A 20,593-nucleotide genomic window follows, 5' to 3' on the forward strand; every position below is an offset into this window, starting at 1 on the left:
TTCCTGCGGGGCATCCCGGCCATGGGTGCCCCGTCGTTTTTATTTGGCCCTGCACCGTATCACGCCGATACGATACGCCACGCACTTATTGCCCTGCCGCCGCCTTGTCCATAAGCCAGATGAGTTCACCCTCGCTGGTGATATGGCTGGCAGGCTCCGCCGGGTCGCCCGCGCGCACCTTGGCAAAGGCTTCGCGCTTGCCAGCGCCTGCCAGCATGAACACCACATGGCGGCTGGAATGGATGGCGGGATAGGTCAGCGTCAGCCGCGTATGCGGCGCATCATCGGGCACGCAGGTCGAAACCCACAGCTTTTTTTCCTGCAGCACGGGCTGGCGCGGAAAGAGCGAGGCGGTATGCCCGTTATCACCAAGGCCCAGCATCACCACATCAAAGAGCGGGCGGCCGGGTTCGAGCACCCTGCCGCCATAAACCGCTTCAAGCTCCGCCTGATACTTTGCCGCCGCCTGCGCCGGATCGCCCGATGTGGGCATGGGGTGCACGTTGGCGGGCGGCACCGTTACGTGCGCCAGCATCTCGGTCTCGACCATGTTATAATTGCTGGCCGCATCACTTTCGGGCACGAAGCGCTCATCACCAAAGAAGAACTGCGTGTTCGCCCACGGGAAGCGGTCGCGGTATTCGGCGGATGCCAGGATCTGGTACAGCCGCTTGGGCGTGGACCCGCCAGAAAGGGCCAGCACGAACGGGCCATCCTTCTTGGCCAGCGCCTGTTCGGTCAGCCACTGCGCCATATGCTGGGCAACGGCCTCGGCATCGGGCAGGACCACCATGGCCCCGGTTTTTACATCATGTCCACCGGTCATCTCACGCATCCCCCAGCACGAATTTCTCGATCCCGTTGGCGAATCCCTCTTCCTCGCACGAGGTGGAGACATAGGTCGCCTGCTGCTGCACTTCCGGGCTGGCCTGCCCCATGGCGATCGACATGCCGCTCTTGCGGAACATCAGCACATCATTGGGCTGGTCGCCCAAGGTCACCATCTGGCTGGCGGGAATGCCGAGCAGGCGCTCGAGCGCCATCACCACGCCGCCCTTGTTGGCATCCTTGTTGGTCACGTCCACGTAATAAGGCTGTGACAGGGCGGCGGACGCCGTATCACCAAGCGCCTGCTGCAGGTCGTGCTCGAGGCGCTTCATCAGCTCAAGGTCATCGCTGACACCCGTGATCTTGACCACCTGGTCCAGCTTCGCCTCGACATCGCCGACCACGGGCGGGAATTTGACCGTCCACTGCTCGCGCGCGACATGCGGCGCATCGACGTTGGAGACGATCCAGTCATTGCCGTTATACACCCACGGGTCGGCCTTGTGGTCGCGGATGATGCCGATCACCTTGCGCGCGGTGTCAGCAGGCAGGGTGCGGGCCTCGATTACGGTAAAATCGGGCCTGACCATCATGCCACCATTGAAGCCCGCGATCGGCTCGGAAATGTTCAGCGGGTCGATCACCATCTTCATGCCCTTGGGCGGGCGGCCGCTGGTGATGGTGAACGCGATGCCCCGCTCACGCAGGCGCTCGACCGCGCGGATGGCGCGTGGGGTCAGGATCTTGTCCTTCGTGACCAGTGTGCCATCCACATCGGCCAGCACCAGCCTGATCTGGCCTGCTGGCGTTCCGGCTGCATCGTGGGGCATGTCGCCTCTCCCTTCTGTGCCGCGCCTCAGGGGCGGGGCAGGACAAAGTTTTCCATCGCGTAGGCCCAGCCATCATCGGTGTTGGGCCGGGTCACGAAACGGGCATGGGCCTTGACGTTATCAAGTGCGTTGCCCATCGCGATGCTGACCCCCGCTTCCTTCAGCATGGGGATGTCGTTGTTCATATCCCCGATGCATGCCGTATCCCGGATATCAATATCCAGCAATTTGCCCAGTTCTTTTGCCGCATAGCCCTTGTTCGCCTGCGGGTGCGTAATATCAAGGTAGATGGGCGAGGACTGGTGTACGCTCGCCTTGCCCCCCAGCATGTTTGCAAGGTCGCGCTCCACGCCCGGCAGGGTCTCGGGATTGGTCGAGACACCCATGATCTTGCCCACATTGACATAATGACCGGCAAAGTCATCCACCCGCACGGGCGTGGTCTGCACCACTTCGCGCTCATGGGCGACCTGTGGCGTGTCATCGCGGCGCACCAGCCAGTCATGGCCAATGAACAGCCACGGCTCGACCCCGTGGTCGATCAGGAATTCAACCGCCCTTTGCGCCACCACCGGCTCGAGCGACAGGCGCTCGCGGATGGTGCCGTCAGGCGCGCAGATCAGCCCGCCATTGAGGCCCGCGATGGGCTCGCGGATATCAAGGGCGCGGACGAACTGCATCATGCCACGCGGGGCACGGCTGCTGATGAGGCTGAGCCTGATGCCTGCCGCCCGCAGGTCGGCTGCCGCCTTGTGGGCGGCGGGGGTGAGTTCGCGCGCGGGCGTAATCAGGGTGCCATCGATATCGGACACCACAAGCCTGACGGCATGCGGGCGGGAAACGGGTGGGGTCATGGGCATCATCCAATCTTGAGCCAGTGGCGGTGGTCGCGGGCGAGCAGGGCATCGGCGGCTTCCGGCCCTTCGCTGCCGGCCGCGTAAAAGGCGAGGCTGCGGGCATCCTGCCCCCAGTCCAGCACCGGCTGCACGGCACGCCAGCCCGCCTCGATATTGTCAGCACGCTGGAACAGGGTGGCATCGCCGATCATGCAGTCATAGATCAGGGTCTCATACCCCGTGCTCGGCCCTTCGCTGAACCATTCGGCGTAATCGAACTTCATGCGCACGCCGCCCAGCCTGACCGAGGGGCCGGGAATCTTGGCCGAGAACTGCATGGTCACCCCCTCGGTAGGCTGGATGTGGATGACCATGATGTTGGGGGCAAGCTTGTCCACCGGCGTGTCGCGGAACAGGGCGTAAGGCGCGGACTTGAAATGGATGGCGATCTCGGTCTTGCGCGCGGCCAGCCGCTTGCCCGTGCGCACGTAAAACGGCACCCCCGCCCAGCGCCAGTTATCAATACCGAATTTCATGGCCACATACGTCTCGGTCAGGGAATGGGGGTCCACGCCCGGTTCCTGCCGGTAGCCCGGCACCGCTTTTGCGCCCACCGTGCCCGGCGCGTACTGCCCGCGCACCACATCGGCGGGGGCAAGGGGGTGGATGGCGTCGAGCACCTTGGTCTTTTCGTTGCGCACGGCATCGGCATCGAACGAGATCGGCGCTTCCATCGCCGTCATGGCCAGGAGCTGCATGACATGGTTGGGCACCATGTCGCGCAGGGCGCCGGTGCCTTCATAGAATTTGGCGCGCTGCTCCACGCCCACGGTCTCGGCGGCGGTGATCTGCACGTGGTCGATGTTCTGGCGGTTCCACAACGGCTCGAAAAATCCGTTGGAAAAGCGCAGGGCGAGGATGTTCTGCACCGTCTCCTTACCGAGGTAGTGGTCGATGCGGTAGATCTGCTGCTCCTCAAGCGTATTGAGCAGCCTTGTATTGAGCGCGATGGCTGATTGCAGGTCATGGCCGAAGGGTTTTTCCACGATCACGCGGCGAAAGGCGTCCGACCCTTCGCGCACAAGCCCCGCCTCGCCCAGCCGGTCCACGATGGAGCCAAAGAAACGGGCCGCCACGGCCAGATAGAAGATGCAGTTCTGCCCTGCCGTGACATCGGCTATGGCCTGATAGGTCTGCACGGATTCAAAGTCGCCCTGCACGTAGCGGATGCGGGGCAGCATCCAGTCCCAGACATCCTCGCGCAGGCTGACGGCTTCGGCCCCCCGCCGGGCGGTAAAGTCCTCAAGGGCCGCGCGTACGTTCTCGCGCAGTTGTTCATCGGTCAGGTCCGCGCGGTCAACGGCCACGATGCCAAAGCCATCATCAAGCAGCCCGGCGCAGGCCAGATTGTATATGGCCGGTAGCAGAAGGCGGCGCGTCAGGTCGCCGCCGCCACCAAAGATGACGAACGAACCCGGCGGGCTGCGCCGGGGGGCGGCCTCATGGTGCGTGTCGCCAACCTGCGAGACTGCCGAGGCAATAATGTTTTCCATTGTGCTGCTGTCCCTGAACTGTGTTCGCTATAATCCTCCCCCGGCTGTTCCGGTTGCAGTCATTAAGCGCTGTCATTTCATGGGGAACAGCCAGAGCCTGCCCAGATGCCTAGCATCCGGGCAGGTTGTCAGTTACCGGCTGAGCGTCGGGTCAGTTATTCGTACCCTCAATGTGACCGCCAAAACCAAAACGCATGGCAGACAGCATCTTCTCGGCAAAGTTGTTGCCGGTGCGCGAGCGGAAGCGTGTGAACAGCGAGGCGGTGATGACGGGCACGGGCACCGCCTCCTCGATCGCGGCTTCGATGGTCCAGCGGCCCTCGCCGGAATCGGCCACGTCGCCCTTGTAGTTCGACAGGTCCGGGTTGCCTGCCAGCGCACTGGCTGAAAGGTCGAGCAGCCACGACGAGACCACGCTGCCACGCCGCCACACCTCGGCAATGTCGGCCATGTTCAGGTCGAAACGCTGGTTCTCGGGCAGGGCATCGCTGTTCTTGGACCGCATCACGTCAAAGCCTTCGGCGAAGGCCTGCATGATGCCGTATTCGATGCCGTTATGGACCATTTTCACGAAGTGGCCCGAACCTGCCGGACCGCAATGCAGGTAGCCCTGCTCGGCCCGCGGGTCGAAACCGGGCTTGTCGCGGTTTGGCGTGCGGGGAATATCGCCAATGCCCGGTGCCAGCGCTGACAGGATGGGGTCTACATGATCGGTGGCTTCCTTCGTGCCGCCGTACATCATGCAGTAGCCGCGCTCCAGCCCCCACACGCCGCCCGAGGTGCCGACATCGATATAGTCGATGCCCTTCGTGACCAGTTCGGCCGCGCGGCGGATGTCATCCTTGTAGAAGGAATTGCCGCCATCGATCACGATGTCGCCCTTGCCCATCAGGGTGCCAAGTTCCTGCACCGCCTGCTCGGTCACTTCACCCGCGGGCAGCATGAGCCAGATGATCCTGCGGCCCTTGAGCTTGCCCACCATGTCCGCAAGGCCGGTGGCGGGAATGGCGCGGCCCCCTTCGGCCTGCGCGCATACCTTGGCGGTAACAGCGGGGTCACGGTCGAAGGCCACCACGTCATGGCCGTGGCGGGTCAGGCGGATGGAAATGTTGCCGCCCATCTTGCCAAGGCCAACAATACCGATTTGCATGATCTAACACTCCTGGAAGCGGGATAGGCCCGTAGTCCTATCGCCTTGGGGCGCATTTCCCAATGATCCCCATCAAAAAACCCGCCCCGCCAGAGGCGGGACGGGCAAACGGTCGGCTCAGACCGCGCGGGCGATATCAAGCCCGAGTTTTTCAAGGCCTGCTTTCAGGTCGCCATGAATGTGCACCCGCAGCACGCGGCGGCCACGTTCGGCCAGCACCTCCATGTCGCCACGCGCCTGGGCTTCCTTCACGATGCTGAAGGTATATTTCTCGCCCGGCACCGGCAGGTTCACGTCATCATCGCAGGTGATCTGCACGAACACGCCCGTGTCAGGCCCGCCCTTGTAGGCCTGACCCGTGGAATGCTGGAAGCGGGGGCCGAATTCGGCCGCCGTCGCCAGCTTCAGCGCATCGCGCAGGCCGAGCCGCGCCTTCTGGATCCACTCGCGCGTGAAAGTATCGCGGTCGATATAGGCCAGCAGGGCCACGTAATCACCGGCCTTCGCACGGGCGAAATGCGCCTTGAGAATGGCTTGCGCCGTCGTTGCCCCGCCGAGCGCCTGCGCGTTCTTCGGGTCGGCATAGAAGGCGAACGGGCCATCTTTGGCAAACGGCGTGTAGGGCGGCAGCTTGCCGGTCTCGTTATAGGCGGTGGTGATCTTCTTGGTCTCGATCTTCGATTCCTCGACATCGGGCTGGTTGAACGGGTTGATCCCGATCACCGCACCGGCCACTGCGGTCGCGAACTCCCAGCGGAAGAACTCCTCAAGCACCTGACGGCGCTCATGCAGCTCGATGGTCACCACCGGCTCGCCGGCCTCAACGAGGGCCGCGAAGGCGGCATCCTGCTTCGGGCACGGGTCCTCGGCGAGGCGCAGGTAGGTGAACACGCGGTCCTTGCCATACACGCCTGCCTTGCCGATCGTCTCGTCATCGATCGGGATCAGGCCCTTGCCATCCTTGCCGGTCGATTCCGCAATGAGCTGCTCGAGCCATGCGCCCATGTCATAAATGCCGGGCGAGGCGATGATGGTCACCTTGTCGCGGCCAAAGTCGCGGGCGGCCACGCCAAGCACGGCGCCGAGCACCACGCCGGGGTTCTGCGCGGGCGGAACGGAAGCGGCGCAGGACTTCTCGCCACGCTGGGCGGATTCGAGCAGCAGCTTGAGCGGCAGGCCCGCCACGGCGGCGGGCACCATGCCGAAATCGGACAGCACGGAGTAGCGCCCACCGATCTGCTTCTCGCCGTAGAAGATCTTCCAGAAGCCGTCCTTCTTCGCCACGTCTTCCATGTGCGAGCCGGGGTCGGTCACGGTGATGAAGTGCGAGCCGACCTTGTCACCCAGCACCTTTTTGGCCTGATCGAAGAAGTAGGCCTTGAGGATGTTGGGCTCCAGCGTGCCGCCCGACTTGGACGAGACGATGAACAGCGTCTTGCTGATGTCGATCTTCTTCTCGAAATCACGCACCTGCTGCGGGTCCGTGCTGTCGAGCACGTAAAGATGCGGGAAGCCTTCACGCTTGCCAAAGGTGTTGGCCAGCACTTCCGGCCCGAGGCTCGAGCCACCCATGCCCAGCAGCAGCACATCACGGAAGCCGCGCGCCTTCACCTCGGCCTGGAAGTCCTCGAACTTGGAGAGTGCTGCCACCTGGTCATCGGTGATGTCGAGCCATTTGAGCCAGCTTGCCTCGTCCTTGCCGGTCCAGACGGTGGCATCCCTGTCCCACACGCGGCGCACGGTGCCATCCTTGCGCCAGGCTTCAAGCTCCGCATCGACCGCCTTTTGCAGGTCGGCAGGCAGCCTGAGCGCGGTGGAGGTGACTTTCTTGCCCAGGAACGCCGCCTGCTTGGCCGCGACCGAGCCGAGCAGGTCGTCAAACGCATCAGCGAAGGAAGCAACGCCTTCATCGACCAGCGTGCGTGTCACGCCATCAAGGTCGAGGCCAAGGCTCTTGGCCTCATCGAGCACCCGCAGCGCACCCGTCACGTCCTGCGTCAGCGTATCCGCCACCTTGCCGTGGTCACGGAAGGCATCGAACGTGGCTGGCGGAATGGTGTTGACCGTGTCCGGGCCGATCAGGCCATCGACATACACCACGTCGCTATAGGTCTTGTCCTTGGTGCCGGTGCTGGCCCACAGCAGGCGCTGCGGGTTGGCGCCTGCATCAGCCAGCTTCTTCCAGCGCGGGCTGGCGGTCACTTCGCGCCAGTATTCATAGGCCGCCTTGGCGTTGGCGATGGCGACCTTGCCGCGCAGGGCCTTGAGTTCAGCCGAATGCTTGTCGCCTGCGGCCACGCGGGCATCGATTTCCTTGTCGATCTTGACATCGATACGGCTGACGAAGAAGGACGCGACCGAGGCGATGCCCTTCACGCTCTCGCCACGGCTCAGGCGGTCTTCAAGCCCGGTGATGTAGGCTTCAAGCACCTTCTTGTATGCATCGATCGAGAAGAGCAGCGTTACGTTGATGCTCAGCCCTTCGGCAATGGCGGCGCGGATGGCGGGAACGCCTTCCTCCGTGCCGGGAATCTTGATCATGAGGTTGCGGGCATCGACCGCTTTCCACAGGCGCAGCGCCTCGTGCAGCGTGCCCTTGGTGTTGCGCGCGAGGTAGGGCGAAACCTCGAGGCTGACATAACCGTCCAGCCCCTTCGTCTGTTCATAGACGGGGTAGAGCACCTTGGCGGCGGCCCGGATGTCATCAATGGCGAGCAGTTCGTACAGCGCGCCCGCGTCAACCACCTGATGTGCCAGCACATCGCGGATCTGGGCATCGTAATCGGTGCCCTGGCCCATCGCCTTCTGGAAGATGGACGGGTTGGAGGTGACCCCTTTCAGTCCGTCTTCCTCCACCAGCTTTTTCAGCTTGCCGCTTTCGGTATAGGAGCGCTGGATGAAGTCCAGCCAGGGGGACTGACCCAGACGCGCCAGTTCCTTTAATGGATTTTCAGCACCAGATTCACGCGCACTCATTGACTGTGCTTCCTTTACTTTTCAGCAACGCGGCAAACCCGCACTGCCAATAATACCTTGCTCAAAAACACGACAGGCAGGACTGAATGTCCTGCCTGCCTGCGTGTTCTTTTATTTTCCGGCCTGCCTGCGGGCAGCCGCCACCACGGCGTCCACCGTGAACCCGAACTTCACTTCCAGCTCGCCCGCCGGAGCGGAGGCGCCAAAACCGTGCATGACAATCATCTCGCCAGCAAGGCCGGTATAGCGGTCCCAGCCAAGCCCTGCGGCCTGCTCCACCGCCACGCGGGCGGTGATGTCGGGCGGCAGCACGCTGTCGCGGTAGGCTTTGGGCTGCGCCTCGAACAGATCCCATGACGGCATGGAGACAAGGCGCACCTTGATGCCCTCCGCCTTCAGCGTTTCCGCCGCCTTGATGATCAGCCCCACTTCGCTACCTGTCGCCATGAGGATGACATCGGGACGCCCGTCGGCATCTGCAAGGACATAGGCCCCTTTTGCCAGCCCCGATGCAGGCGCATAGGTCTTGCGGCAGATGGTGGGCAGGTTCTGGCGGCTCAGCGCGAGCACGCTGGGGCGGTCGGTGATCTGCACCAGCGTGCGCCAGGCTTCGGCCACTTCGTTGGCATCGGCGGGGCGCAGCACGGTCACGCCGGGGGTGGCGCGGAGCTGGGCAAGCTGCTCGATGGGCTGGTGCGTCGGCCCGTCCTCGCCCACGCCAATCGAGTCATGGGTGAAGATATAGGTCACCGGCAGCTTCATCAGCGAAGACAGGCGGATGGGCGGCTTCATGTAATCGGAGAAGATCAGGAACCCCGAGCAGTAGGCCCGGATGCCATACAGCGCCAGACCGTTGCTGATCGAGCCCATGGCATGCTCGCGCACGCCAAAATGCAGATTGCGCCCGCCATAGGTGCCCCCCCATTGCGGCGGCTGGAAGTCGCCCGCGCCCTCGAAGGTGAGGTGTGTCTTGGTGGAAGGCGAAAGATCGGCCGAGCCGCCGAGCATCCACGGGTAGTTCTTCGCCACCACATTGAGCACCTTGCCCGAGCTTGCGCGCGAGGCAACGCCCTTGGCATCCGCATCAAAGACCGGGATGTCTTTGTCCCACCCTTCGGGCAGGGTGCCCGCGAAGATGTGGTCAAGCTGCGCGGCCTCGGTGGGGTATTTGGCGCGATAGGCGGCGAACAGCTCATTCCATGCCTTGCTGGCGGCCGCCCCGCGGGTGGCGATGCCTGCGCGGAAATGCTCGGTCACGCCTTCGGGCACATAGAAGTTCCTGTCTTCCGGCCAGCCATAAAACTTCTTGGTCTCGTGGATTTCCTCAACACCCAGCGGCGAGCCATGGGCTTCCGCCGTGCCCGCAAGGTGCGGCGCGCCCCAGCCGATGATGGAGTGGACGATGATCAGCGTGGGCCGCGAGGTCTCGGCCTTCGCCTCGGCAAGCAGGCGGCGCAGGTCGCCGGTGTCGTTGGCGTCCTTCAGTTCAAGAACGTGCCAGCCATAGGCCTCGAAGCGCTTGTGCACGTTCTCGGTAAAGGCGATGTCTGTCGAACCCTCGATGGAGATCTGGTTGCTGTCATAGATCCACGTCAGGTTGCCAAGCTTGAGGTGGCCCGCGATTGAGGCAGCCTCGCTGGCAACGCCTTCCATGTTGTCGCCATCGCCGCACAGCGTATAGACGTGATGGTCGAACAGCTTGAAGCCGGGGCGGTTATAGCGCTCGGCCAGCCATTTTTCCGCCATCGCCATGCCCACGGAATTGCCACAGCCCTGGCCAAGCGGGCCGGTCGTGGTCTCGACGCCTGCGGTGTGGTGATATTCCGGGTGGCCGGGGGTGAGCGAGTCAAGCTGGCGGAACTGTTCGAGGTCTTCAAGCGTCAGCGCCGGGCGGTCATGCGTGACCCCGCCGGGGCGCACATCGCGGATACCGGCAAGATAGATGAGCGAGTAGAGCAGCATCGACGCATGGCCGATCGAGAGCACGAAGCGGTCGCGGTTGGGCCATAGCGGCTCGGCCGGGTCATAGTTCAGCACGTCGCGCCACAGCGTATAGCCTACGGGTGCGAGCGCCATGGGCGTGCCGGGATGGCCGGAATTCGCTTTCTGCACCGCGTCCATGGATAGCGTGCGAATCGTGTTGATGCACAGCGTATCGATATTGGTGGGCATGCCGCCACCTCCTTCAGGAGCCATGAGGGGGGATGTGTACAAAGAACGCATGAGGGACCGGCCTCCTTACAGCCATGGTTGTTGTTCCGACCAAACCGGGCCACGTGCCGGAAGCCGACAACCCTTTCTTGTTATTCTTTCCGCGCTACCCACGCCCGCCCGGCCCGCATGCACGCGCAGCGGGAAGGCGCAGGGATAAAGGCTTTTCACGGCGCGTACCTTCTCACGACCTTCAGGACGGAACAAGCCATCTCATCAAGCCGTTACCCAATCCACGTCACAGGTGCCAGCGCATGTGCACGCCGCCAGTTCCGCCCGACCGCGCCCATGGGCCGGGAATTTGACATGGCCCCGCCCTCCCGTTCACCTGTTGGCTCCGGATACGCCGGCAGATGGAGACCCACGCATGCCCGAGCTACCCGCCAGCGACCACACGGATGGCACGCGTTTTTTCAATCCGGCCGCCATCTGCCCCGAGGGCATGCCGCCCGCGCGGCTGCGGTATCTCGCCATTTTGCAATGGCAGTGGAACCGCCCGAAATCGGACTGGCCCGCCTGGATCGAAAACCCCACCCCCACCGGCGACCCGCATGCCCTGCCCGCGCCCGACACGGTGCAGCTGACCTTTATCGGCCACAGCACCTTTCTCATCCGCCTGCCCCGGCCCGATGGCACGGCGCTCACCATCCTGACCGACCCGATCTTTTCGCAACGCTGCTCCCCGCTGCCCTTTCTGGGGCCAAAGCGGGTGCGCGCGCCCGGCCGCAGGCTGGCCGACCTGCCGCGCATCGATATCGTGCTGGTCTCGCACGCGCATTACGACCACATGGACCTGCCCAGCCTGCGCGCCATCGCCCGCCGCGGCGACAACCCGCTTGTGGTCACGCCCCTGGCCAATGCGCGCTTCATGCGCAGGACCGGGCTGAAGCGCATCATGGAGCTGGACTGGTGGCAGGCGGTGGCTTCCGGTGGCATCCGCATCACCTGCACGCCAGCCCGCCATGGCGCGGCCCGCACGCCCTTTGACCGCAATACCAGCCTGTGGGGCGGCTTCATGGTGCAAGATGAGGCGGGCCACCAGCTGTTCTTTGCAGGCGACACCGCCGATGGCCGCCACTGGCGCCTGATCCGCCAGCGCCTTGGCGCGCCCGACATAGCCCTCCTGCCCATTGGCGCGTATGAGCCACGCGCCCTGATGGAGCGCGTGCACACCACGCCGGAGGAGGCGCTGTCGGGCCTGCGCCAGCTTGGGGCGCGACACGGGATTGGCATGCATTTCGGCACCTTCCGCCTGACGGATGAACCCATGGACGAGCCGGTCACGCGCCTTGCAAAAGCCGTGCGCGACGCGGGCCTGCCGCCCGATACGATGGGCATCATGGCCCATGGCGCATGCCGCGGCATTGCGTGGGATCAGCCCAATGATGCATGATTGCCCGATGTTCTTTTCAGCCAAACCGTCCTATGATCGACCGCTCATGACGGGACCGGCCTCCGCCCCCGTTTCGCGCAATCCGACCAGCCAGGCAGGCACATGAGCAAGACAATCGCCCACGGCGACCCCGCCGCCGACGCACCCGAATCCTTCAGCAACGCGGAAATCGAGACCCTGTTCCTTTCCGCGGCAAGGGATGGGCAGACGGATCTCGTTACCGAATTCCTCAAGGCGGGCATCAACCCCGATATCCGCAACGACAAGGGCTACACCGCGCTGATCCTTGCCGCCTATAACGGCCACGAACCCACCGTGCGCGCCCTGCTTGAAGGGGGTGCGAGCCCCGACCTGCAGGATGCCAAGGGGGCCACGGCACTCGCGGGCGTGGCCTTCAAGGGCGACCTGCCATGCGCGCGCGTGCTCGCGGCGCACGGCGCGGGCATTGACGTGCCCAATTTCGTAGGTCGCACGCCGCTGATCTTTGCGGTGATGTTCAACCGCGACCCCATGGTTACCTTCCTGCTTGAGCACGGGGCCAACCCCGACCTGCGCGATGGCGAGGGCATCAGCGCCCGCCTGTTCGCCACCCGGCAGGGCAACACCGCCCTGCTCGATGCCATGAAACGCACGGCCCCCGCCCCGCAGGGCTGAACCACCCTATCCTTTCTTTCATCCCTTTCCCGCCGCCACGGCACCTGTTGCCGTGGCGTGCCTTTATGTTCATGACCTTGTGGAATTCACCCTGATGAGCCGTTTCTGGAGCCCGATCGTACACAGCCTGACCCCGTATGTGCCGGGCGAGCAGCCCAGAATGGCCAACCTGATCAAGCTGAATACCAACGAGTGCCCGTACGGCCCCTCGCCCAAAGTGATCGAGGCCATCAGGGCCGCCACCAACGACACGCTGCGCCTTTACCCCGACCCCACGGCCCAGGCCCTGTGCACCGCCATCGCCACCGCGCATGACGTGCCGGTAGACCATGTGTTCGTGGGCAATGGCTCGGACGAAGTGCTCGCCCATGCCTTCCAGGGGCTGCTCAACCATGAGGCGCCCCTGCTTTTCCCCGACATTACCTACAGCTTCTACCCCGTCTATTGCGGGCTGTACGGCATACGCCACGAGACCGTGCCGCTTGATGGGGTAATGGGCATCGACATTGCGGCCTATCGCAGGCCGTGTGGCGGCATCATCCTGCCCAACCCCAACGCGCCCACCGGCATCGCCCTTGGGCTGGACGCCATCCGCGCCCTGCTGCGCGATCACCCCGATGCGGTGGTGGTGGTGGATGAGGCCTATGTCGATTTCGGGGCCGAGACGGCCATACCGCTGGTTGCCGAACACCCCAACCTGCTGGTCGTGCGCACGCTGTCGAAATCGAGCGCGCTGGCGGGGCTGCGGGTGGGCTATGCCATTGGCCAGCCTGACCTGATCGCAGCCCTGACCCGCATCAAGGACAGCTTCAACTCCTATCCGCTTGACCGTCTGGCGCAGGCAGGCGCCATTGCCGCGATTGAAGATCGGGAATGGCTTGCAAATACAAGCGCCAAGATCATAAGCTCACGCGACAGGCTGACAGACAGCCTGGGAAAGATGGGGTTCGAGGTCCTGCCATCACGGGCGAATTTCGTATTCGCCCGGCACCCGGACCGTGATGGCGCGCAGCTTGCCGCAGCCCTGCGGGCGCGCGCGATCATCGTGCGCCATTTCCGGACCCCGCGCATTGCACAGTGGCTACGCATCACCATTGGTACGGATGCCGAATGCCAGGCCCTGGTACAGGGGCTGGCCGACGTGCTTGCGCTGAACGAGGGGTAAGCCCCCCGGTTCATCATGCATCGGCGCTGCGCCCTGCCCCCTCGGGCCGGACGGGCGTGGGTGTGTGCTGCGCCTCTTTCCATCACACGGTTAACAACTCATTTCCTGGACCACAGGTCCACAGGATCCTTATCATGCGCGCATTCCACGGACAGATGTCCGATAACCAGCCGATCCGTCGCACCCTTGCCGAAAAGCAGAAGCAGTTGCGCGACCTGCGCGAGACGCTGGCCTCCATGAAATCGCATACTTCACCCGCCCTGCGCGAAAGCGTGCAGAAACGCATCCGCCAGCTTGAAAGCGAAGTAACCGCCGCCCCGGCCCTCAAGGCGGGCGACCGGCGCAGCACGCAGGCGGCACCGGGTAGCACCGACCGCCCCCGCACCCCGCGCAGGCGGCCCGAACGCAGCATCTGACCCACGGAAAAAGGCCGGAGCCCACAGGGTTCCGGCCTTTTTTATATCGTCACGCCGGGCGTCAGGCCCGCAATCAAAAGTTTTTGGTGAAGCTTTTTTCAAAAAGCTTCGAAAAGAACGCCATCTTTTTGAAAAAAGGCGGTACCCAAAAACTTTTAACTTTTCCGACATGTCATAAAAAACGGGCCTGCCCTTTATAGGGGCAGGCCCGCTTCACCCGCACAAACTAGGCGGGGCAGCCGGATCAGTGACCCAGGGTCACTTCCTCCGCCACATCACCGCGGGCGGCGGCTTCATCAATGTAGCGACGGGCTTCAGGCGAGACCGTCAGCACCAGCGTCATCAGGGCCGAGGCCACATACAGGCCACAGAAGATCCAGATGATGCCTTCAATGCCGTGCCAGCTTTCGAACCACGTCACGATCGCCGGGCCAACCCAGGTGCTCGCACCCGCGCCCAGACCCAGGGCGGACAGGGCGGCAGCCTTTTCCTTCGGGCAGATCTGCGGCACCAGGCCGGACAGCGGCACGAAGGCGGCAATGGTTGCGCCATACAGCGCGCCCATGACGGCAGCGATGGCGAAGTTGCCGGGGAACATCTGCGGCACGTAGTAGAACAGCGGCACCGTGATCGCAGCACCAACACAGCCGAACAGCGCGACAACGGTGCGGTGGCCCAGACGGTCCGCCGTGATGCCGGACACAAGGTTCACCAGAATGTTCGACAGGAAGATGATCGACAGGAGCTGCAGCCACTGCGACAGCGAGAAGCCGATGACCTTGGTGAAGAACGCCGGCATGATCACGAGGAACGCATATTCGGACGACGTGTTGATGGTGCGCACGATCATGGCGACAAACGTCTTGGGCTCGCGCCACAGGATGCTGATCGAGCTGAAGAAGATCGTGCCGGGCTTCGTGCCCACGGGGGCCAGGCGGCGCGAACCGATGGGCTCACGCGTCATGAGCAGGGCCAGCAGGCCACCGAACATGACCAGCCCCAGCGAGGACCAGAACGTCGCCATCTCGCCGATCAGCGGAATGGAGAAGCTTGCGAACAGCGAACCCAGCGTGGGCAGCCCACCCGAGAACGCGAACCAGAACCAGCCCGCAGCCGAGCCAAGCTGGCGCGGCGGCGTTGCAGCGGCGATCCAGACCAGAAAGCCATAGGTGAACAGCGGGTAGCCAAAACCACGCATGGTGTAGGCGGCCAGCATGATGGGGTAGCTGTTCACGGCCACGCCAAAGGTCAGGAACAGAACCTCGAATACGCCCCAGATGGCAAGCCCGATCCACATGACCCGCTTGGGGCCCCACAGGTCGGACAGCGGCCCCGAAGCCCAGGAGGACAGGGATACGGTCACGCCATAGATGGTGAACAAAAGCGCGGTATTGCGCGATGAAATGCCCTGCCCCTCAAGATAGGGCGCAAGGTAGCCAGCCTCGACACCATCACCGATCATGAAGAACAGCAGACCGACGAACCCCCAGAACAGGGGGGCCGGAATGCCAAGCCGATCGGCTAGGGACGTTGATTCGGACAGATTGTCTGTCTGTTTCAAGGGGAGAGTCTCCTCTTTCACAGGCAGCCGACACGAAAACGAGCGGCCCCGCCTCATTGCGGAGCGTCGATGCAGGCTGCGTCCGCACAGTCCGGCTTTCCGGAAACACCAGTGCGGAACTCAGTTTCACAAGTCGGGCGTGCAACCACCCGTGCAGGTCACAACCATGAGGGACAGGCAGGCGGCACAAGCGCCAAAACGCCAGCGCATCATGCCTGGCAGACCTGCTGTTCATGCGTGTGACCAGCCATAAAGTCATCAATCCGGCAGGAAAACGCGCGCCTGGGCGCGACATTCACAGCAATGCGATGAAAAAGCACACAAACTGCACCGAAAAACGCGCACGATGCCGTGATTTCCCAACGCCGGAAAGACCATGAATTGGCCAGATATACAAAATCGTTTCAGTATCGAACGATTTCACAGTGACAGGATAGTTTCCGACCTCCGCCAAAACACGAAAAATATATTCATTGGGGATAATCTATACTAAAAAAGTCTCGCGGATGTAAGGGAATTTTCAAATTTTTGACACGATTCCGATTTCTTCCTTATTATATCAATAACTTTTAGATGATATTTTTATGCATGGACTACATGCATCGCCCGCCACCCCCACCTTTCGCACCGGGTGGGTTCCTGCCATAGTCGGGGCCGCAACCCGGTGGGCAGATGCGCCCGCGCGGCCCCTCGCTGCCGGGACACGACAAACGGAACGGTCATGGTGAACATCAAGCTGTCTTTACGCCTCGCCGCACTGCCGGTTGCATTGCTGCTTGCGCCTGTGGCGTCGAGCACGCTGGCCCATGGGCAGAGCCTGGCCACGCAGAAGGTGCAGCGCGCCATGGACGTGCTGCGCCTCAAGCCTGATCTGGCCAGCAAGGCGTGCCTCGACAAGCTTGATGACCTGCACAAGATGGAAAAGGTCATTGAGGATGCGGGCGAGAGCGCGCACAACCCCAACCTGTCGCTCGCGCATGACGTAATGGAATCCGACTACGAGGATGCAACCGAATCCTGCGTGCCTGATGCCGCCAAGCTGTGCGCCGCCCCCGGATCGCTTGCCAGCGCCAGCCAGAAGAAACTGTGCGATTCGCTTGATGCGATCATGTCGGTTGACGGATCGGATGAAGGCGATGAGGCCGTGGCGCCCCCGCAGGGCACGTCATCGGACTGATCCGCCCACACCACTTCTGAAACCATGAAATTTTCTGGTGAAGCTTTGTTCAAGAAGCTTCAGGGGACGCCGCCTTTTTCAACAAGGCGGCGTCCGTAAGCATTTACGATTTCAAGGCAACTGCGCCAGCAGGTGCAGCCCTTCGGCGCTGCCCAATACGGCGGATTTTTCCGCCCGGTTGAGCGAACGTACCGCCGTGGCCAGATCAGGAGCCTCGCGCAGCTTGAGCAGGCCGACAAGCAGCGCCGGATTGATCGGGTCGCCCCGCCTGCGCGGCGGCGGCAGCATGATCTCATGCACCCGCAGCAGTCCCGCACGGGCCCGCAGGGCCGCAATGGCCTCCTGTATCGGGTGGCCCGCCATCTGGCCCATATAGACCACGGCCTCATGCAGCACCGGCGGCGGGTCCGTCTCCTCGGGGATGAGCAGCAGGCGCGCGCGGCGCAGGGCCTGCCCTGCCGCTTCGCTGCCGGTCAGGGCGGCAAGCGGAATGGCGCAGACCAGCCCCAGCGTGACCGGCAGCATCCACAAGAACAGCGGCAGCGATACGCTCCACGCCGCCCCCGCCAGCGCAATGCCCAGCACCGTATGCACCCAGTACAGCCGCACGTTCTGCATGATCTGCAGGCCGCCCGCGTCACGCCGCTGGGCATTCCAGCCCGAATCACGGCCGAGCAGGATGGAAAGCACGCCCGCCGTCTGGATTATCATGGCAATTGGCGCGATCAGGCCGCCGATCAGCGTCTCGACCAGAATGGAGGCGCCCGCCATGATCGCGCCCCCGCAGCCCCGGCGCAGCGGGCCATCAATGACCAGCAGCGCATAGGCCAGGATCTTGGGCGCGAGCAGCACGATCATGGTGCCGATGAACATGTATTCCGCCTGCACCGGGTCAACATGCGGCCAGTGCGGGTAGAGCAGCTTGGTATCGCCAAAATATTCCGGCTTGTAGAAGCGGTTCTGCAACGACACCACAATGCCAACGAGCAGGAAGATCAGCCACAGCGGCGCCGTGACATAGGAACCGATGCCCATGAGCATGTGCATGCGGCTGACCCAGTGCAGCCCACGCGCGGGCAGCACCTTGGCGTGCTGCAGGTTGCCCTGGCACCAGCGCCGGTCGCGGATGGCGATATCGGTCAGCGAAGGCGGGCTTTCCTCATAGGACCCCATCAGGGCGGGCACCATGTGAATGGCCCAGCCGCCACGGCGCATCAGGGCGGCTTCCACAAAATCATGACTCAGGATCGCGCCGCCAAAGGGCTTGCGGCCCGGCAGGTGCGGCATGCCCGCCTGCTCGGCAAAGGCCGCCGTGCGGATCACCGCGTTATGGCCCCAGTAATTGCCCTCCGAGCCATGCCACCAGGCAATGCCGTGGGCAATCAGCGGGCCATACACGCGGCCCGCGAACTGCTGCATGCGCGCAAACAGCGTGCGCCCGTTCACGATCACCGGCAGGGACTGGATCAGGGCCACGCCGGGGTTATTTTCCATGGCCGAGGTCAGGCGCACGATCACGTCGCCCGACATGACGCTGTCGGCATCGAGCGTGATCATCTGCTGGTAGGCCGCGCCGTAATTGCGCACCCATTCGCCAATATTGCCGGCCTTGCGGTCGGTATTGACCGCGCGCCTGCGGTAGAACAGCCGCCCGCCCCAGCCCGTGGCGCGGCACAGGGCCATGTAGGCGGCCTCCTCCGCCACCCAGATGTCGGGGTCGGTCGTGTCGGACAGGATGAACACATCAAACGCGCGTTCCTGCCGCGTAGCGCCCAGGCTGTCGATGGTGGCGCGCAGCCCGGCCATGACACGGCCCGGGTCTTCATTATAGGTCGGCATGAGCAGCGCCGTGCGGGTGGTGACCCGCGGCAGCGCGCCACTGCGCCTGATGCCAAGCCCCAGCCCGCCATGCGCCAGCATGGAGGCAAAGCCTGCGAGCGCCGAGGTAAAGGCCAGCGCGATCCACAAAAACAGCATCACGAACAGCAGCAGCATGACCATGCCCGCCACCGAGCGCTGCACGGCATTGAACACGAGGTCCATCTCGTAGCCGGCCATGCCGGTCATGGCCACGGCGCCGCCAATGACCAACAACCGCCGCAGCCCGATCAGCCGCCATTCGGTAGCGGGCACCGGGCCACGCCCATGCCGGTCGGGCTCGGCCTCGAGCGCGCGCACGGGCATGTCGAGCGGGGCTTCGGGCGGCAGGGCGGCCCAGCCCTGCGGCAGCAGGCTGGCAGGCGGCGCCGGGCGTGGTGGCGCCCCTACGGCGTCCATCGATAGACCCATTCTTCCGATACGGGGCCGTTGTCATCGGCCAGCACGCAGTTCAGTTCCGCCACCTTGGCATCGCCGGGCGCGAACTCGAACGTGCTGCGCCAGCCGTGAATGGGCTCGACCGGCTCGACCACCACATTGCGTATCTCACCCGCCGAGGTACGGCACTGCAGGTGGAAATGCGGGTTATCGGGCAGCTTGTCGAAGGGCGCGCCGGTAAAATCAAGATCGAAGAAGCGCGTATGCGAATCATCGGTCGCATCACCCACGCGGGTGGCGGCAATGCGCGCAAGCCTGGTGGGCCACGGCGTATCCCACCCCCAGTACATGCGGTAGGTGAACACGTATTCGCGGCCTGCCGCCAGCGGCTCCTGCGGGCGCCAGAACGAAACGATGTTGTCATTTACCTCGTTGGGGGTGGGAATTTCCACCAGGTCAACCGCCCCTGCCCCCCAGTCCCCGATCGGCTCGATCCAGAGCGAGGGGCGCTTTTCATAATTCAGCGCCACATCCTCGAAATCGGTAAAGGCGCGCTTGCGCTGCATCAGGCCAAAGCCGTGCGGCCGCACATCGGTAAAGGCCGAGAACTGCAGGTCGCGCGGGTTGCGCAGCGGCCGCCACAACTGCTGGCCACTACCGGTCCACATCGAAAGACCCTCGCTGTCATGCGCGGCGGGGCGCCAGTCATCTACGCGCGAGCGGTCATTGGCATCAAAATAGAACATGCCGGTCAGGGGTGCGATGCCGGACTGGGCAATCGCCTTGCGCGGATAAAGCGAGGACTGCACGTCAAACACCGTGGTCTCGCCGGGGCGGATGGTAAAGCGGAACGCGCCGGTAAGCGAGGGACTGTCGAGCAGCGCATGCAGCACCACGCTGTCCACGCCCGCCTTGGGTTTTTCCAGCCAGAAGGCGCGGAACAGGGCGAATTCCTCGCCTGTCGGGTCGCCGGTGCCATTGGCGAAGCCACGGGCGGACAGGCCATAGGTCTGCCCCTTGGCCACGGCGCGGAAATAGGATGCGCCAAGAAAGACGCAGAACTCCTCCATCACGCCCGGCGTATTGATGGGCGCGCGCAGGCGCAGCCCGGCAAAGCCGATATCATCATTCACGCGCAGGGCGGGGTCGTTATAGGTAAACATGTCGGGGCTGAAGGCGATGGGGCGGCTCTGGCCATCCACTACCTCGTTCATCTCGATCCGGGGCGCGTACAGATAGCCACGGGGGAAGAACTCAACCTCAAAACCGAGGTTCTCGCCATGCCACAGCGCCTGCTCGGGGCGGTAGGCCATGGAATTGTACTGATCGAAATTCAGGTTGCGCAGGGCTGAGGGCAATGACTGGGAAGGCGGCTGATAAGCCTGCTGCGACAACTGATGGGCCAGCGTGCGGACCGTGTTGGAATCAAAATTGCTGCTCTGGGTCGCCCTGGCAGCGCGTGGTGCGCCAAACCCCACGACCGACAGGGCGGACAGGGCCGTGCCCGCTTTCATGAAATTACGTCGTAACACTTAATTAAACTCCAGTCCGTTCTTCTTTGCAGAAGTGCTGACACAATTATTCTTA

15 protein-coding genes are annotated in these 20,593 nt (G+C 63.5%); 5 read left to right on the plus strand and 10 right to left on the minus strand.

Annotation, left to right across the window (positions count from 1 at the left end; all coding sequences use genetic code 11):
- Positions 1-85: 85 nt before the first annotated feature.
- The 7 genes from pgl to tkt form a co-directional block, all read right to left on the minus strand.
- Positions 86-835, minus strand: a complete 750-nt coding sequence (gene pgl, locus R5N89_RS12490) for a 6-phosphogluconolactonase (RefSeq protein WP_110569550.1) — start codon at positions 833-835, stop codon at positions 86-88.
- On the minus strand, positions 828-1,658 hold the full coding sequence (locus R5N89_RS12495) for a Cof-type HAD-IIB family hydrolase (RefSeq protein WP_110569549.1): 831 nt from the start codon (positions 1,656-1,658) through the stop codon (positions 828-830). The genes pgl and R5N89_RS12495 overlap by 8 nt, the downstream gene beginning before the upstream one ends.
- A 26-nt stretch (positions 1,659-1,684) precedes the next feature.
- A complete protein-coding gene (locus R5N89_RS12500) occupies positions 1,685-2,521 on the minus strand; it encodes a Cof-type HAD-IIB family hydrolase (RefSeq protein WP_110569548.1) in 837 nt (278 codons plus the stop codon).
- The gene (zwf, locus tag R5N89_RS12505) at positions 2,518-4,047 is read right to left on the minus strand and encodes a glucose-6-phosphate dehydrogenase (RefSeq protein WP_110569547.1); all 1,530 of its coding nucleotides are present in this window, start codon (positions 4,045-4,047) and stop codon (positions 2,518-2,520) included. Before zwf ends, R5N89_RS12500 begins: the two co-directional genes overlap by 4 nt.
- A 151-nt stretch (positions 4,048-4,198) precedes the next feature.
- Positions 4,199-5,197, minus strand: a complete 999-nt coding sequence (gene gnd / locus R5N89_RS12510) for a phosphogluconate dehydrogenase (NAD(+)-dependent, decarboxylating) (RefSeq protein ID WP_110569546.1) — start codon at positions 5,195-5,197, stop codon at positions 4,199-4,201.
- Positions 5,198-5,314: 117 nt separating this feature from the next.
- Positions 5,315-8,173 (minus strand): bifunctional transaldolase/phosoglucose isomerase, encoded by a 2,859-nt coding sequence (locus tag R5N89_RS12515; protein WP_110569545.1) that lies wholly within the window; start codon positions 8,171-8,173, stop codon positions 5,315-5,317.
- Between the two features lie 111 nt (positions 8,174-8,284).
- Positions 8,285-10,345, minus strand: coding sequence for a transketolase (gene tkt / locus R5N89_RS12520; protein WP_373320475.1), 2,061 nt, complete (start codon positions 10,343-10,345; stop codon positions 8,285-8,287).
- A gap of 406 nt (positions 10,346-10,751) precedes the next feature.
- Here tkt and R5N89_RS12525 point away from each other — a divergent pair, with 406 nt between their 5' ends.
- The 4 genes from R5N89_RS12525 to R5N89_RS12540 all read left to right on the plus strand — a co-directional run bounded on the left by R5N89_RS12525 (position 10,752) and on the right by R5N89_RS12540 (position 14,012).
- A complete protein-coding gene (locus tag R5N89_RS12525) occupies positions 10,752-11,777 on the plus strand; it encodes an MBL fold metallo-hydrolase (protein ID WP_110569543.1) in 1,026 nt (341 codons plus the stop codon).
- 102 nt (positions 11,778-11,879) lie between these two features.
- A complete protein-coding gene (locus tag R5N89_RS12530; RefSeq protein WP_110569542.1) occupies positions 11,880-12,431 on the plus strand; it encodes an ankyrin repeat domain-containing protein in 552 nt (183 codons plus the stop codon).
- 94 nt (positions 12,432-12,525) lie between these two features.
- Positions 12,526-13,596: a histidinol-phosphate transaminase gene (hisC, locus tag R5N89_RS12535; RefSeq protein WP_110569591.1), complete on the plus strand. Its 1,071-nt coding sequence runs from the start codon at positions 12,526-12,528 to the stop codon at positions 13,594-13,596.
- 134 nt (positions 13,597-13,730) lie between these two features.
- Entirely contained in the window at positions 13,731-14,012 is a 282-nt protein-coding gene (locus tag R5N89_RS12540) for a hypothetical protein (RefSeq protein WP_110569541.1), read from the plus strand.
- A 244-nt stretch (positions 14,013-14,256) separates the two neighbouring features.
- Here the strand turns inward: R5N89_RS12540 and R5N89_RS12545 are convergent, their stop codons facing one another.
- Positions 14,257-15,573: an MFS transporter gene (locus tag R5N89_RS12545; protein ID WP_110569540.1), complete on the minus strand. Its 1,317-nt coding sequence runs from the start codon at positions 15,571-15,573 to the stop codon at positions 14,257-14,259.
- A gap of 721 nt (positions 15,574-16,294) precedes the next feature.
- Here R5N89_RS12545 and R5N89_RS12550 point away from each other — a divergent pair.
- Entirely contained in the window at positions 16,295-16,750 is a 456-nt protein-coding gene (locus R5N89_RS12550; RefSeq protein WP_244192215.1) for a hypothetical protein, read from the plus strand.
- A 111-nt stretch (positions 16,751-16,861) separates the two neighbouring features.
- Here the strand turns inward: R5N89_RS12550 and mdoH are convergent, their stop codons facing one another.
- Both mdoH and R5N89_RS12560 read right to left on the minus strand, forming a co-directional pair.
- Positions 16,862-19,027 carry a glucans biosynthesis glucosyltransferase MdoH gene (gene mdoH / locus R5N89_RS12555; protein WP_110569539.1) on the minus strand — a complete coding sequence of 722 codons (2,166 nt, stop codon included), beginning with the start codon at positions 19,025-19,027 and terminating at the stop codon, positions 16,862-16,864.
- Complete coding sequence (locus R5N89_RS12560; RefSeq protein ID WP_110569538.1) at positions 19,015-20,520, minus strand: glucan biosynthesis protein; 1,506 nt, start codon at positions 20,518-20,520, stop codon at positions 19,015-19,017. The genes mdoH and R5N89_RS12560 overlap by 13 nt, the downstream gene beginning before the upstream one ends.
- Positions 20,521-20,593 lie beyond the last annotated feature (73 nt).

Origin of the sequence: Komagataeibacter sucrofermentans DSM 15973, from assembly GCF_040581405.1 — a bacterium.
GTDB lineage: Bacteria > Pseudomonadota > Alphaproteobacteria > Acetobacterales > Acetobacteraceae > Komagataeibacter > Komagataeibacter sucrofermentans.

Coding starts and splice junctions, on each gene's coding strand:
- pgl (WP_110569550.1), bottom strand. CDS start 835: ATGCGTGAGATGACCGGTGGACATGATGTAAAAACCGGGGCCATGGTG.
- R5N89_RS12495 (WP_110569549.1), bottom strand. CDS start 1,658: ATGCCCCACGATGCAGCCGGAACGCCAGCAGGCCAGATCAGGCTGGTG.
- R5N89_RS12500 (WP_110569548.1), bottom strand. CDS start 2,521: ATGATGCCCATGACCCCACCCGTTTCCCGCCCGCATGCCGTCAGGCTT.
- zwf (WP_110569547.1), bottom strand. CDS start 4,047: ATGGAAAACATTATTGCCTCGGCAGTCTCGCAGGTTGGCGACACGCAC.
- gnd (WP_110569546.1), bottom strand. CDS start 5,197: ATGCAAATCGGTATTGTTGGCCTTGGCAAGATGGGCGGCAACATTTCC.
- R5N89_RS12515 (WP_110569545.1), bottom strand. CDS start 8,173: ATGAGTGCGCGTGAATCTGGTGCTGAAAATCCATTAAAGGAACTGGCG.
- tkt (WP_373320475.1), bottom strand. CDS start 10,345: ATGCCCACCAATATCGATACGCTGTGCATCAACACGATTCGCACGCTA.
- R5N89_RS12525 (WP_110569543.1), top strand. CDS start 10,752: ATGCCCGAGCTACCCGCCAGCGACCACACGGATGGCACGCGTTTTTTC.
- R5N89_RS12530 (WP_110569542.1), top strand. CDS start 11,880: ATGAGCAAGACAATCGCCCACGGCGACCCCGCCGCCGACGCACCCGAA.
- hisC (WP_110569591.1), top strand. CDS start 12,526: ATGAGCCGTTTCTGGAGCCCGATCGTACACAGCCTGACCCCGTATGTG.
- R5N89_RS12540 (WP_110569541.1), top strand. CDS start 13,731: ATGCGCGCATTCCACGGACAGATGTCCGATAACCAGCCGATCCGTCGC.
- R5N89_RS12550 (WP_244192215.1), top strand. CDS start 16,295: ATGGTGAACATCAAGCTGTCTTTACGCCTCGCCGCACTGCCGGTTGCA.
- mdoH (WP_110569539.1), bottom strand. CDS start 19,027: ATGGACGCCGTAGGGGCGCCACCACGCCCGGCGCCGCCTGCCAGCCTG.
- R5N89_RS12560 (WP_110569538.1), bottom strand. CDS start 20,520: ATGAAAGCGGGCACGGCCCTGTCCGCCCTGTCGGTCGTGGGGTTTGGC.